Source organism: Geobacter pickeringii (assembly GCF_000817955.1).
Taxonomy (GTDB): Bacteria; Desulfobacterota; Desulfuromonadia; order Geobacterales; family Geobacteraceae; genus Geobacter; species Geobacter pickeringii.
In genome coordinates this window covers 3052374-3066619 of the sequence record NZ_CP009788.1, presented here as the reverse complement: position 1 = coordinate 3066619, position 14246 = coordinate 3052374, and the positions used below count along the sequence as shown (strand labels likewise).

Below are 14246 nucleotides of genomic sequence, written 5' to 3'. Positions count from 1 at the left end.
GCCCGGGCCAGCCGGCCGGGGATGCTGTGGGCGCATGCCGCCATTGTACGGTACAATACGTCGTGGGGAGGGGTGTTCAATGCAACAGGACCGCGAGCGGTACGACGTCAATCTCTTCCGCCCCCGGCAGGGGTACATGACCGGCGAGGTGGCGATCATTCTCGCCGTTCTCCTGGGGTGGGGGATGGTGAATTTCGGTTTCCAGGCCGTGCTCCGGCTGCTGGCCGAGACCCCTGCCGGCGAAGGGATCTTCACCCGCCTGACGTTTCTCTCCTTCCCCTGGCACTTCTGGTTCACCGGCCAGTTCCTTCCCCTCTGGTTCATCATTCTCTGCATCCTGTTCAACATCTACATCGACCGCCACACCGAGCGCCACAGCCGCAGAAGGGACCGCAGCCATGACTGACGCCGGATTCAATCTCATCCCCCTGCTCATCGTGGCCGCGACCCTCGGCTCCTTCATCGTGTCGGGGCTCCGGGCCCGGAGCCGCGAGATGAGCGACTACGGCTTCGGCGGCCGCTACATCGGCCGGGTGGGGGGCGGGGCGGCCATCGCCAGCAACTGGATGAGCGCGGCGAGTTTCCTCGGCATGGGGGGGCTCCTCTACCTCCAGGGGTACTATGCCCTCGCCTACGTCATCGGCTGGACCGGCGGCTACGTCCTGCTGTTGGTCCTCATGGCGGGGCAGATCCGGCGCTTCGGCAAGTACACCGCCCCCGATTTCGTGGGGGCCCGCTACGATTCCCCCGCGGCGCGGCTCATCTCGGCCGGCATCTCCATCACCATCTCGGTCATCTACTGCACCGCCCAGTTCAAGGGGATCGGGATGCTCTTCGCCTGGCTCTTCGGCACCGACTACCGCAGCGGCCTTCTCCTCGGCGGCGCCGTGGCGGTGGGCTACGTGATCCTCTCGGGGGTGCTCGGGGTGGCCCGCAACCAACAGCTCCAGTACACTGTCCTGATCGTCTCCTTCATCCTCCCGCTCATGGCCCTGGCGTACAAGCTCGGCTACTTCTGGATGCTCCCCCAGTTCGGCTACGGGGTGGCGATTCAGGATCTGAAACGGGAGTTCGGCATCAATTTTGCCGCCCCCTTTGCCTCGGGAACCCTCTTCCAGTGGGTCGCCCTCTGCTTCACCCTCATGGTGGGGACCGCCGGCCTTCCCCACGTGCTGTCGCGCTTCTACGTGGTCCCCAATATCCGCGATGCCCGCTGGAGCCTGGTCTGGGGGCTCTTCTTCATCGCCCTCATCTACTGGTCGGCCCCGGCTTACGCGGTCTTTGCCCGCCTCCTGGAGGCCCGGGCGGGGATGGTTCCCCCTCCTGCAGCGACAACCGGCATGGCCGACATCGTCGTGATCAGGACGGCAGTCATGGGGGGGTTGCCGGCGTGGATGATCGGCATCCTGGCGGCGGGGGCGACGAGCGCCGCCTTCTTCACCGTGGCGGGGCTTCTCATAACCGGCGCTGCTTCCCTCTCCCACGACATCTATTACCGTATCATCAACCCCCGGGCGTCGGAGGTGACCAAGATGGCCCTCGCCAAGGGGGCGGTCGTCGTCCTTTCCGCCGTGGTCCTTTTCATCGCCCTCCATCCGCCGGGGCTCATCGCCGAGATCACGGCGGTGGCCTTCGCGCTGGCCGGCAACACCATCTTTCCCGCCTTTCTCCTCGGCATCTGGTGGGGGCGGGCAAACCGCTACGGCGCCATTGCGGGGATGCTGACCGGCGTCGTCGTCACCTTCGCCACCCCCCTCTTCGGCGGTGTCGTCCCGGCGGTGGCGGATATCTTTCCCCTCACCTCGTCGGCCCTTTTCGGCGCCCCCCTCGTGGTGGCGGTGATGATCGCGGTCTCCCTCCTCACCCCCCCACCGTCCGAGGAGATGCGCCGTTTTCTGGCCGAGCAGGTCCACGGCCACATGGAGTGATCCGGAGGTAGCATGCCGATCTTTCTCGGAGCCAGGGGGGAGGATGTCCTCTCCCGACAGGGAACGGCCGATTTTCTCGCACGCCTGCGGCGGGATCTCCATGGCCGGATGGCGCATCTTCCTCCGGGTGAGGAACTGGCGCTCCTGGAAGGGGTGGCGGGGACCCTCCGCGACGAGATCGCCTTCGAGGAACGGTTTTACGCTGAGGTCGGACGGGAGGTGGCCGCCATCGACGAGGCTGGCGATGCCGAAGGCCTGGCCGTCCCCCTCCAGCGACTGCGCGACATGGTCGCCGATTATTTCCGGCGGCGCGGTTCCGTGGCGGCCTGTCATCTGGTCTGCACGGCAGTTACCGACCGTGCGGCGGCGGCGGCGTTCCGTCTTGCCCGGCCGCTTCCGTCCGTCCCCTGGTGCCTGATGGGGGTCGGCGCGGCTGGCCGGGGGGAGGGAACCCTCTTTTCCCTCGGCGATTTTCTGCTGGTCCACGGGGCGGAAGGGGATGAGGGGGAGGCGGTGACGGCCTTTGCCGGGCAAGGCGCGGAAATCCTCTGCGACCTCGGCCTTGCGGATCGCTCCGGCGTCCTGCCGTCACTGCCGGCCTGGCGCGGGAGCATGGCGGAGTGGCGGACGCGGATCGCGACGCGTCTCGCCGAAGGAGACGGCGATCTGGAGGGGCTCATCAGGCTGGCGGACCTGCGGCTCGTGGCGGGCGACGCCTCCCTGGCCGCGGGGATGGTCAATCTCGTCCGGGCGATGCTCGGCTACCACCAGGATGCGGTGCGGGAAGCGGCCCGGCGGACGGCGATGATGCCGTCGGGGTTCGACTTCTTCGGGCGCTTCCGGGTGGAGCGGGGGGGGGCGCACCGGGGCGAGTTCAATCTGGGGCTCTACGGCGTCGAGCCGCTGGTGGCCATCGTCCGGGTGCTGACGGTGCGCTTCGACATCCCGGAGAGCGGGACGGTGGAGCGGATCCGGGGGTTGCTGCAGGGGGGGCGGATCGATGTGGAGCTGGCAGAACAGCTTCTGTTCGCCTGGCATGCCCTCGGGAAGTTTGCCCTGGCGGAGGAAATCGCACGGGGGGGGCGCGCCAGCGGGATGTTCATCTCTCCGTCGACCCTGGCGGTGGATGAGCAGGAAGAACTGAAGCGGGGGCTGGAGGCGGTGGGAACCCTCCAGAAGATGGTCTACAGCAGCATGGCCGGCCAGGGGTGAGCGGGATGAGGATTTCTCTTTCCACCGGCACCCTCTTCACCCTTCCCCTCGGCAAGGTGGTGGCGATCGCCCGGGAGGCGGGGTTCGACGGGGTCGAACTGATCATCAACCAGGATTTCCAGAAGGTCAACTGCCGCAAGCTCATGGAGGAGCTGGCGGAGATCATCCCGATCAACTCGATTCATGCCCCGTTCATGCCGCTGGACGGCTGGGGGAGCCCCATCGACTCCCTCAAACGGTGCGTGGAGCTTGCCGCCGCCGCCGGGGTACCGCTGGTCAACTTCCACCCCCCCTCCTGGATGGGGTTCGAGGTCGGCTTCTGGCGGTGGATGTACACGGTGATGGATTTTCAGAAGGAGGTGGGGGGCGGGGCAGTCATCGTCACGCTGGAGAACATGCCGTGGGTGGGGAAGAGGTTTCGGGTGAATCCCCACATCCTCTCCCAGACCGCCAAGTTCATCGATTTCATCCAGGAGCGGAACCTCTTCATGACCTTCGACACCACTCACATGGGGTCGGGGAAGGCCAATTTCATCAACGATTTCTACCTCTGCTACAATTCGGGACGGATCCGCAACGTCCATTTCTCCGACTACGGCCATGGCCGGGAGCACCTGCTGCCGGGGCACGGCATCCTCCCCCTGACCCGCTTCCTCAACCACCTGCGAAGCACCGGCTACCACGAGACCCTTACCCTTGAGCTCTCCCCCGAGGAGTTTCCCCGCGACGAGCGGATCATCGTCGAGAGTCTGCGGGAGGTCCTTGCCTACCTCCGCACCGGCACCGGCTCCGCTACCCCCTGACGATGTAGACCGAGCACGGGGCGTTTTTCGCCACCTTGTGGGAGACGCTGCCGAGGAGCTTTCGCTTGATGAACCCCTTGCCGGAGCTGCCGATGACGATGACGTCGATCTGCTCCTGCTCGGCAAAGGCGATCAGCTGGTCGGCGGGGTCGCCGTACACGGCCTTGATCTCCAGGGGGATTCCCGCCTCCCGGGCATCCTTCTCGATCACGTAGAAGACCCGCTCGCGCAGTTCGTCCCACTCCTTCGTCTCCGTGATGGGCGCGGGGGGGACGAAGTCGGTGAACGTGCTGCGGGGCGCATTGGGAAGGACCAGCATGGCGTAGATCTTGCTTTTGAACTGGCTCGGGTTCCCCGCCGCCATCCGGACCGCCTCTTCGGCCGCCTTGTCGGAAAGGGGGGAGCCGTCGATGGCCACCAGGATCTTTTTGCGCAGATTCAGCATGCTCTCCTCCCGGGAATAAAACGGGCGTGATGGTCGTCGGCGTTACGCCCCCTGCCATGGAGGCCGTTCGCAACGTTCCGGCCGGCCGGCTTTTTTGGCCCGGACATGGCTGTGGATGCCCATGTGGCCGCTTCGGTGGCGACTATAAAGCAAATATTCACCCTTGACAATTATAAAACGATATTCTATCGTTTTTCAAATTATATGGTATGATGGGAAGAGGATGCGGCAGGAGCGGCTTTTTCTCTCCGGGAGGGGAGCGCGGCCGACGGTTTCTTCCGTGGTTTCGCGTCCCCCATGTTTGGCTTGACTTATTTTTTCTGACGAAGTATCAAACTAAATTCATCTTTTTTCCTGAGAAAAAGGGGCACCAATGGCCAAAAAGGACAAATCGGAATATATCATCCAGGCGGTCGATCACGCACTCGACCTTCTGGAACAGTTCCACGATGATGTGGACGAGCTTGGGGTTACCGAACTCTCCAAGCGGCTCAAGCTGCATAAGAACAACGTCTTTCGCCTCCTCGCGACCCTCGAGTCCCGGGGGTATATCGAACAGAACCGGGTGACCGAGAATTACCGTCTTGGCCTGAAGACCCTGGAGCTGGGCCAGACCTTCATCCGTCAGATGGGGATCCTGCGCCAGTCGCGGCCGGTGCTTGAGTCCCTCGTCAGCCAGTGCAACGAGACCGCGTACGTGGCGATACTCAAGGAGCAGAGCATCGTCTACCTGGACGTGGTGGAGACCGACATGACCGTGCGGGTCGTCCCCCGCGTCGGCTCGCGTCTCCCCGCGTATGCCACGGCGGCCGGCAAGGTGCAGATCGCGTCGCTCCCCGACGAGGAGCTGGACAGCTTCTTCCCCCACAAGGAGCTGAAGGGGTACACGCCGAACACCATCACCGACAAGGATGTCCTGAAAAAGGATTTGAAGCAGGTGGTGGAGCAGGGATACGCCATTGACAACGAAGAGCTCGATATCGGGGTTCGCTGCGTGGCGGCGCCGATTCGCGACTATACCCGCCGGATCATCGGTGCCGTGAGCCTCTCGGGACCTTCCATGCGCTTCACCGATGAGCGGCTGGATAAAGAGCTGGTCCCCCTCGTCAAGAAGGCGGCGGACGATATCTCCATGAAGCTCGGTTACCACAAGTAACGAGACGGCAGAGAGCGAAACAGAAAAGCCCCCGGCAGTGCGTCGGGGGCTTTTTTCGTTGAGCGAGAGGAGTCGATGCGGCGTTCAATCTCCGGCGCGGCAATGGCGGTCCCACAGCATCAGCACCTGCCGTTCCAGCTCCGACGGCTCTCCCCGGTTGTCGATGACCACTGCCCCCCGGGCTGCTTTCTCCTCCATCGGCATCTGGGCGGCGAGGCGCTGCTCGGCCTCGTGGCGGGTGATGCCGTCGCGGGCCGTCAGCCGCGCCAGTTGGGTTTCCCGGTCGACATAGACCACCCAGATCTCGTCGACCCTCCCTGTGGCCCCCGCCTCGATGAGGAGCGGCGCCACGTAGAATGCCACCCTCTCGCCGCGCCGGCGAAGCTCCGCCAGCTTTTGTTCGGCCAGGGCTGCAATGGCCGGGTGGGTGATGGCTTCCAGCTTGCCGCGGGCGACGGGGTCGGCGAAGATGATCCGTCCGAGGGCCGGGCGGTCGATGGCGCCGTCGGGAAGGAGAACGGCCGGTCCGAAGGTCTCGACGATGGCACGATGGCCGGCGGTTCCGGGCACGACCGCCTCCCGGGCCAGTTGGTCCGCGTCGATGACCGCCGTGCCGAGCCGTTCCAGGATCCGTGTCACGGTGCTCTTTCCCGACGCGATTCCGCCGGTCAGTCCGATTATGCGCATGGGGCCTCCGTTTCGATGGGTATACGTTCCCATACTCGATAGGCCGTGTCAACTGCGGGGATGGGAGAATCAGGGTGCATGGGGGGGCGGGGGACGGAGATCAGGATGAGACGACGATTTCTCCCTCTTCGAGCCGGAACGTGGTCGGCCCCAGGTCCTCGACGATCTGGAGCGCCTTGGTGCCGATGGAGATGATGACGCCGCTCAGTACCGATCGTTCCACGGTGATCTGGGCGTTGGCGACGCGTTCGAGGCGTTTCTGGAGGCGTTTCTTCTCGCCGGACAGTTCCGCCACGGCGGTTGCGAGTTTCTCGCGGTCCAACCGGGTTTTTTCGACTTGGTTGGGGAGTGCTTTGGCGGGATTTTCGGTAAAGTACGAGAGTTTTTTCGTGATCTCGTCCAATTCCCGTTCCTTTTCCTGGAGCTTCAGCTTCACGGTGGAGAACTTCTCCCGCACGGTTGGATCGACGCCGACGCAGACCATGGTGTGGACCCCTGCGTGGGAGCCGAGGGTGATCGCCTGGATGCGGTTTACCGCCTGGCAGCTGCCGCCGATGATATGCCCCTTCTGGCTCCCCTCTTCGCCCACGGCAATCCGGTTGCCGGCTGAAAGCTCGCTCTGCATGACGAATCCCTGGACGAGAATGTCGGACCCGGCCGTGACCACGGCGTTTTCCGTAAAGAGGGCCGTGACCGATCCCTTGGCGCTGACGCGGGCCGTTTCTTCGCCCAGTTCCCCGCGGGCGTTGCGTACTTCCCCCTGGCCGATGATGCCGCCGTTTACCTCGATGTTGCCCCCCGCCTCCACCTTTGCCGCCTCTACCACCCCGCCGACGGAGATGTCGCCCGATGCCTGCACCGTCATCCCCGCCGTGATGTCGCCTGTGACGACGATGGAGCCGATGAACGACAGGTTGCCGCTGGAGAGGTCGACGCTCTTCATCGTAAGGACCGGCTCGACGGTCACGCAATCCTTGGCGAGGACCGGCTGTCCGGCGATGGCGGCCACCAGGAGGTTGGGGTCGTCGGGAGATATCTCCGCACCGCTGGGGTTCTGGGCAAACTGCACGTCGGCCACTGGCGGCGGGGGGATTTCCTTCCCGAAGACGCTCTCGCCCACCGTTCCGGGGACCGGCGGGATGCGGCGCATGAGGGGGGTGCCGGCGGCGACGCTCACGAGCTCCCCGAGGTTGCGGTAGTCGACGATGCCGTCTTCCCCTGCGCAGCGCGGAATCCGCTCCTTGACTTCGGGGAGGAGGCTGATGAGTTCGCCGTCGGTGCCCGGCTCGGGGGGGCAGCCGCTGGCGGCGAGGATTTCCTGGGGACGCCCCGAGGCGACCGCCGCTTCGATCTCGGCGTGGCGGACCCCGGTGACGATCTTTTTCTCCGTAAGTCCCCGCCGGACCTGGTCGAGGCTGACCGGAGTCCCTCCCCACGGCGGAGCTATGATGAGATATGCCTCGACGCCGTCGTGGGAGCAGCGGATTGCGAAGGTGCCGTCACGGCGTTCGCCGATGGCGACGGTGAAGGGTTGCGTGATTGTGTTGCAGCGGGTGAGGAGTTCTTCGAGGGCGTTGTCGAAGATGAAGTGGTCGGCGTAGCCGCTTGCCAGGAATGCCTGCTTGATCGCACCGATGGTGAAGGGGCTCTTCTCGCCGTCCGCCGGAGTGTAGGACGCCAGAAGTTTTTGTCCCCCCTCAAGCGAGAAGGTCAGTCTTCCCCTGTTCTGCGGTCCGGCGTCAGCCATGTCCCGACCTCGTAGGCATCGTGATGGATGTGCCCGCATTGCGCGGGCGCCGGGAGCATGGCGCCATATACGGGTCATTTCTCCCGATTATATGTATCGGAAGGGAGCAGGAAGACTTGAGGAAAATTTCCCCGCTCAGTCGGGAAGAAGGAGCTTGCCGTCCCGGAGGAGCACCGTGGCGGTGCCGTCTGCGGCCACGGCGGTGAGGGTGGGGCGGTAGAAGACGTAGTCTTCGTGGAAGGGGGTTTGGACCGTGCCGCCGAAGCCGGAGTTGTCGCCGAGGGCGATATGGATCGTGCCGAGGATCTTCTCCGCCTCCAAGATGTTGTCGGGGCGGCTTGCGCGGTCATTGGTCCCGATGCCGAGCTCGGCGATGTTCCGGTTCAGTTCGCTCTCCGCGAATTTTCGCTCCAGGGTCGCCCGGTGAGGCTCGTCACCCCGGATCTCCACCACTCTTCCCTGGCGCACCACCAGTTCGAGCGGAGAGGCGAGCGCACGGGTCGGCCCGTACTCCAGGACCATTACCCCCTCGCTGGTCCCTTCCACCGGGGCCAGGTAGACCTCTCCCGCCGGAAGATTGCCGAAACTTCCCGGCTCGATGAGCAGCCCGTCGTCCCCCTCTGCCATCCGCCCCCCTTTGCCGAACGTCATCCGGGTTCCGTTGGGGCTCTCCACCACTATTTCGACGGCGGCGTTGACGGCCTCCGCAAGCCTGCCGGTACGCACGGCGAGGCGGGGCCAGTCGACCTGCATGGAGGTGAAGAACATGTCGGGATCGAAGTGGGGAAGGCTTGCAAAGCGTCCTCCCGCGGCATTTGCCAGCGCGCGGAAGCGCGTATGGCTTGTGGAGTTGTTGGAGAGGGCGATGATCACGTCCGCAACGTCGTGCCGGTGGGCAGCGACGATTTCCCGCGCCCGCTCCACCTCGGCCGTCGTGGCCTGCTTGGCCAGAAGCCGCGCCAGGAGCCCTTCCCGGGCCAGCAGGTCAACGATCGCTTCGCCGAAGACTGCCTGCCAGAGGGGTTCCGGCGGCTCTGCTCCCGATGCCGCCGTGGCGGGGAAGGATACGAATGTGGTGGCGCCATAGGTCTCGTCGGCGAACCGTGCCGCTTCCCCCGCGACCTCCAGGAGGCGGAGCCGCCGTTCCCGGTCTGCCGCAGAGGAGGTCTCGTCGGCGCGGACCGTATCGCCGAAAACGATGATACGTTCTCCCTGTCGTACCCCCATGTTGACTTCAAAGAGTGATTTGAACGGTTCCCGGTACATGAACGGTGTCCTCTCTTCAATTGTTAATGGTGTTGTCCGAACAGTTGATGGGCCGACGCCACAGCCGCAGGCCGAATGCTCTCCGCAGACTATACCAGAGGAGCCCTGGGGCTTCAATCCTGAGGAGAAACCAATCCATTGATGATTTTTCCCTTGATTTGTCACAGTTGAATGTGATAGATACTGCATACTGTATACAATTTGTCGGTTCAATTTTTGATAATAAAAGCAGGTAGTTAAGACTTTTTGACTAGCTCTGTGAAGGTCTGAACGGAGGCGTGCGTGGCACAGGTGGTTTTTTCCAGCTGGGGGAGGACGGTCGTCGACAACCGCAAGGGAGGCGCGGCCCAGGAGGCGAGCTTCAGGCTCCCGACCACCGTTGACGGGGAGCGTTCGCTGTCCGCTTTCATGGGGTGGGACGGAATAATCCTTTTCGACGGCAGCGTTGACGTGCCGGCCATGGCCGCCGAGTACATGAAGCGGGTCCAGACCCAGTACTGCTGCGGCAAGTGCACCCCGGGCAAGAAGGGAACGCGGGTCCTCATGGACGTTCTCGCCGCCATCGTCGAGGGACGGGCCAGCGAGAAGGACCTGGATACCATCGAGGATCTGGCGGAGCTGCTCGCCAATTGCAAGTGTACCCTCTGCCAGAGTTCCACCGTGCCGGTCCTCGATGCGGTGAAGCACTTTCGCGAGGATTTTCTTGCCTACATTGCAGGGATTCGCAAGCCGGCGGCCGCCCACCGGTTCATCGACAAGTACACCGCCCCCTGCATGGACCGCTGTCCCGCCCATATCGACATCCCCGCCTACATCGAGGCGATCAAGGAGTACCGGTTCGACGAGTCGCTCGCGGTGATCCGCGAGAACATGCCGCTTCCCTCGGTCTGCGGCCGCGTCTGCCCCCACCCCTGCGAGACCCACTGCCGCCGCAAAAACGTGGATGAGGCCATCAGCATCATGGTTCTCAAGCGCTCCGCCTCCGATTACGAGTGGATGCACGGCATGCAGCCTCCCATGCAGCCCAAACCCCGCAAGAGCAAGACCGTTGCCGTGGTGGGCGCCGGTCCCGCCGGCCTCGCCTGTGCATATTACCTGGCGCTCGAGGGGTATCCGGTAACAATCTACGAAGCGCTTCCCGAGGGGTTCGGCGGCGGGATGATCGCCGTCGGCATCCCCCCCTACCGCCAGCCGCGGCACCTGCTGCAGCGGGACATCGACATCATCGCCAGCATGGGGGTCGAGATCGTCTATGATACCCGCATCGGCAAGGATATTTCCCTCGAAGAGCTGAAGCAGAAGTTCGATGCGGTATTCCTGGCCCCCGGCGCCCATCGCTCCAAGCCGATGGGGGTCGAAGGGGAAGACAAGGGATACAAGGGGTTCCTCAAGGGAGGGATCGATTTCCTCCGCGAGGCCTACATGGGACGCCCCACCGGCATGGGGAAGAAGGTGGCCGTCGTCGGCGGCGGCAACACCGCCATCGACTGCGTCCGCGTCGCCCTGCGCGAGGGGGCCGAAGAGTCGACGCTGCTCTATCGCCGTTCCCGCAAGGAGATGCCGGCCGACGTCTGGGAAGTTGACGGCGCCGACGAGGAAGGGGTCCGGTTCGAATTCCAGGTCCTCCCGACCCGGGTCATCGTCGACGCCAGCGAGCAGGTGACCGGCGTCGAATGCGTCCGGATGGCCCTTGGCGAGCCCGATGCCTCCGGCCGTCGCCGTCCGGAACCGGTACCCGGCAGCGAATTCGTCGTCGAGTGCGATACGGTCATCCCGGCCATCGGCCAGGATCCGGACCTGGCGTTCATTCCGGAGAACATGGGGATCGACATCACCAAGTGGAACACCGTCGTCACCAAGTACCTGCCGCTGAAGGACGCGGCTGGGAAAGACCTCAAGGACGGCATGGGAAACCCCCTCTCCCGGACGCTCATCACCGATCTGGACGGAGTCTTCGCCGGCGGCGACGCCGAGATCGGCCCCCTCACCGTCGTGGCCTGCATCGGGAGTGGTCACCGGGCGGCGAAGGTGATTCAGCGCTGGCTGGAGGAGGGGAAGGCCACCCTCACCGAAGACGAGCTCTTCGAGGACATCCTGACCAATCTCCCGGTTTACGACAAGGGAGAGGCGGTCCCCTGGCTCGACTCGGTGGCGCGGGCGCACCAGTCCGAAGTCCATGGCAAGGAGCGGGCCAGCTACAAGAACTATCAGGAAGTCGAACTCGGCTTTGCGGACAGCCACGCAGTACGCGAAGCCGAGCGGTGCCTGCGCTGTTACCGCGTCGCCATGGCGGCGGTCTAGCCTGAACCCGCACGCGCCAGCGTCACGAAAGCAACAAGACCAGCACAAGGCTTAAGGTCCAAGCCGGAACGGGGCAACCCCTTCGCGCTTTTGGGCCTTGGCCTTTTGCCTTACTATCCGAGGTGATTACGATATGGTCAGTCTCACGATCGACGGGAAGGATATCACGGTAGCGAAGGGGGCGACGATCCTCGAGGCGGCTGAACTCCTCGGCATTACGATCCCGACTCTCTGCTGGCTGAAGAAGGTCTCCCCCACCGGGGCCTGCCGCGTCTGCGCGGTGGAGGTCGAAGGGGTCGACCGCCCCATGACCGCATGCAATACGCCGGTGAAGGACGGCATCGCCGTTACGACCCAATCGGAGAAGCTCTCGCGAATCCGCCAGAAGATCGTGGAACTGCTCCTCGTGAATCACCCCCTCGACTGTCCGGTCTGTGACGCCGGGGGCGAATGTGACCTTCAGAATTCCTGCTACGGGCTGGGAGCCTCCCGGCAGGAGTACGGAGCGGTCCTCGAACGGCGCCAGATCCGGTACGACTGGCCCCTCATCGAGAGTGACCCCAACCGCTGCATCCTCTGCGAGAAGTGCGTTAAGGTGGACCACGAGGTGGTCGGCTGCGATGCCATCGCCGTCGTGGACCGCGGAGAGGCAACGGTCATCGATACCGTGGACGGCAAACCGCTCAACTGCGAGTTCTGCGGCAACTGCGTCGGCGTCTGTCCCACCGGCACCCTCATCAGCAAGCCGTTCAAGTTCCGGGGACGCCCCTGGGCCTTCACGGTTACCAAGAGCGTTTGCGCCTTCTGCGCGGCTGGGTGCCAGATCGAGTATCACACCCGCAACGGCCGGGTGGAGCGGGTGACGAGCGACGACGGAAACTACAACAGCGGCAACCTCTGCATCAACGGGCGGTTCGGCTACAGTTACGCGAACTCGGCCGACCGGCTTACCGCGCCGATGGTTCGGGGGGCCAGCTCCGACTGGAATGCCGCCATGGGAGCCGCCGTCACCGGTCTGAAAGAGATCGTCGCGAAGTACGGAGCGGGCGCCGTGGCAGGACTCGGCTCGCCGCGGGTCACCAACGAGGAGAACTACCTCTTCCAGAAGCTTTTCCGGGCAGGGATCGGGAGCAGCAACATCGATTCCGAAGCGCGGCTCGGTTTCGCACAGGCCCAGACTGCGCTCCGCGAGATGCTCGGCCTGACCGGAGCCAACGCCACCATCGATGCCATCGATCAGGCTGCGGCGGTCCTTGTCTTTGGCTGCGACCTCAATGCCGAGGCGACCGGCATGGAGTACCGCGTCATCAAGGCGGTCACCAAGAACGACGCCAAGCTGGTCCTTGCGAACCCGCGCGGTGTGAAGCTCAAGAAGTTCGCCAACAGCCATCTGGCATACCGGCCGGGGAGCGAACTGGCGGTCATTGCCGCCCTCATTAAGCTCGTGCTTGAGGAGGGGGGAGAGGATGCGGATTTCATCGCCCGGCGGGTGACCAATATTGCCGAGCTGAAGGCATCGCTCTCTTCCGTTTCCGTTGCCGCCGCTGCTGCCGCCTCCGGCGTTTCCGAAGCCGACCTCCGGGAAGCGGCGAAGCTGCTGGGCGGGAAGAAGAGCGTTGCCGTCATCTTTGGCGCCGATCTCATGCGAAGCGGCGGTACCGGCGAAAAGGTCAGGGCGCTGGCCAATCTCGCCCTCGTGCTCGGGGCTCTCGGCAAGGATGCAGGGGGGCTGTTCCCTGTTTATGAAAAGACGAACATCCGGGGCGTTCTCGATATGGGGGTTGCCCCCGACCATCTGCCGGGCTACCGGGGAACCGCCGCAGCCTCCGCCTTCGAGAAGGCGTGGGGGAGGCCGGTTGTGGCCGAGGCGGGTAAAGACCTCTGGCAGATCGTCGAGGGGGTCGAGCAGGGAACCATCAAGGCCCTCTATCTTCTGGGCTGCGACCCGACGGTTTCGTTCCCCGAAGGGGGAAGGATCCGGGCGGCGCTGGAGAAGCTCGAACTGCTCATCGTCCAGGATCCGTTCCCCGGCGAGGCGGCGAAGTGCGCCCACGTGCTCTTCCCCTCTTCCGTGGCGGCCGAAAAGAATGGAACGTTCACTACTATCGACGGTCGGATTCAGGCCCTTGCAAAGGCGGTCAACCCGCCGGGCGACGCCCGTGAAGACTGGGACATCCTGACGGAACTTTACAACCGACTTACCGGCGCGGCGCGTCCCGCCACTCCCGCTGCCATCATGGCCGAAATTGCCGCTCTGGTCCCCGGCTACGGGGCAGACGTCACCCTTCCGGCCGTCGTGCCGACGGGGCCCGTCACCCTTGCCATCGGCGGCACTGTTGCAGCGGCAGCGCCCCAGCCGTATACCCTCCTTGCCGGGGCGATCCTCTATCACAGCGGAAGCACCACCACCTGGTCGGCGAATAACCTCGAGGTGGCACCCGAGGGATATGTGGAGATCCATCCGGCCGATGCGGCGAAGCTTGGGGTTAGCGATGGCGCTCCGCTGAAGCTCAGCAGCGCAGGCGGGAGCGTTACGGGAAAAGCGCGGGTGTCGAACCGGGTCCAGCCGGGTCTTCTGTTTGCCCCGTATCATTTCCGGAGCCTGAACGTGAACACGCTCCTTTCGCGGGGGGCGAACTGGGCGGGAGTTTCAGTGGAAAAGGGATAGCGGTCCCTGCTAAAAAAGAGTCACGCAAAAGGC

Annotated in this window: 11 protein-coding genes; 7 read left to right on the top strand and 4 right to left on the bottom strand. The window is 64.3% G+C overall.

Translation table 11 applies throughout. The features are described 5' to 3' along the window. The first annotated feature begins 79 nt into the window (after positions 1–79). Genes GPICK_RS13885 through GPICK_RS13870 form a run of 4 tightly spaced genes read left to right on the top strand, consistent with a single transcriptional unit; the run spans position 80 to position 3943 of the window. On the top strand, positions 80–406 hold the full coding sequence (locus GPICK_RS13885) for a DUF4212 domain-containing protein (protein WP_039744164.1): 327 nt from the start codon (positions 80–82) through the stop codon (positions 404–406). Continuing rightward, positions 399–1928, top strand: a complete 1530-nt coding sequence (locus tag GPICK_RS13880; RefSeq protein WP_039744162.1) for a VC_2705 family sodium/solute symporter — start codon at positions 399–401, stop codon at positions 1926–1928. The genes GPICK_RS13885 and GPICK_RS13880 overlap by 8 nt, the downstream gene beginning before the upstream one ends. Positions 1929–1940: 12 nt before the next feature. Next, positions 1941–3140, top strand: a complete 1200-nt coding sequence (locus GPICK_RS13875; RefSeq protein WP_039744161.1) for a putative nucleotidyltransferase substrate binding domain-containing protein — start codon at positions 1941–1943, stop codon at positions 3138–3140. 5 nt (positions 3141–3145) lie between these two features. Then, positions 3146–3943 carry a sugar phosphate isomerase/epimerase family protein gene (locus GPICK_RS13870; RefSeq protein WP_039744159.1) on the top strand — a complete coding sequence of 266 codons (798 nt, stop codon included), beginning with the start codon at positions 3146–3148 and terminating at the stop codon, positions 3941–3943. Here the strand turns inward: GPICK_RS13870 and GPICK_RS13865 are convergent. Beyond that, positions 3933–4388, bottom strand: coding sequence for a universal stress protein (locus GPICK_RS13865; protein ID WP_039744157.1), 456 nt, complete (start codon positions 4386–4388; stop codon positions 3933–3935). The two genes, GPICK_RS13870 and GPICK_RS13865, sit on opposite strands and share 11 nt — an antisense overlap. A 373-nt stretch (positions 4389–4761) precedes the next feature. Here GPICK_RS13865 and GPICK_RS13860 point away from each other — a divergent pair, with 373 nt between their 5' ends. Beyond that, positions 4762–5544, top strand: a complete 783-nt coding sequence (locus GPICK_RS13860; protein WP_039744155.1) for an IclR family transcriptional regulator — start codon at positions 4762–4764, stop codon at positions 5542–5544. Positions 5545–5628: 84 nt separating this feature from the next. On the opposite strand, the gene coaE is transcribed toward GPICK_RS13860, so the two are convergent. The 3 genes from coaE to GPICK_RS13845 all read right to left on the bottom strand — a co-directional run bounded on the left by coaE (position 5629) and on the right by GPICK_RS13845 (position 9244). Further along, entirely contained in the window at positions 5629–6231 is a 603-nt protein-coding gene (gene coaE, locus GPICK_RS13855) for a dephospho-CoA kinase (RefSeq protein ID WP_039744153.1), read from the bottom strand. A gap of 100 nt (positions 6232–6331) precedes the next feature. After that, positions 6332–7978 (bottom strand): FapA family protein, encoded by a 1647-nt coding sequence (locus GPICK_RS13850; protein WP_039744151.1) that lies wholly within the window; start codon positions 7976–7978, stop codon positions 6332–6334. Between the two features lie 135 nt (positions 7979–8113). Next, the gene (locus tag GPICK_RS13845) at positions 8114–9244 is read right to left on the bottom strand and encodes an aminopeptidase (RefSeq protein ID WP_039744149.1); all 1131 of its coding nucleotides are present in this window, start codon (positions 9242–9244) and stop codon (positions 8114–8116) included. Positions 9245–9526: 282 nt separating this feature from the next. Here GPICK_RS13845 and GPICK_RS13840 point away from each other — a divergent pair, with 282 nt between their 5' ends. Further along, entirely contained in the window at positions 9527–11545 is a 2019-nt protein-coding gene (locus GPICK_RS13840) for an FAD-dependent oxidoreductase (RefSeq protein ID WP_039744147.1), read from the top strand. 133 nt (positions 11546–11678) lie between these two features. Continuing rightward, entirely contained in the window at positions 11679–14213 is a 2535-nt protein-coding gene (locus GPICK_RS13835) for a molybdopterin-dependent oxidoreductase (protein ID WP_039744145.1), read from the top strand. The last annotated feature ends 33 nt before the right edge of the window (positions 14214–14246 follow it).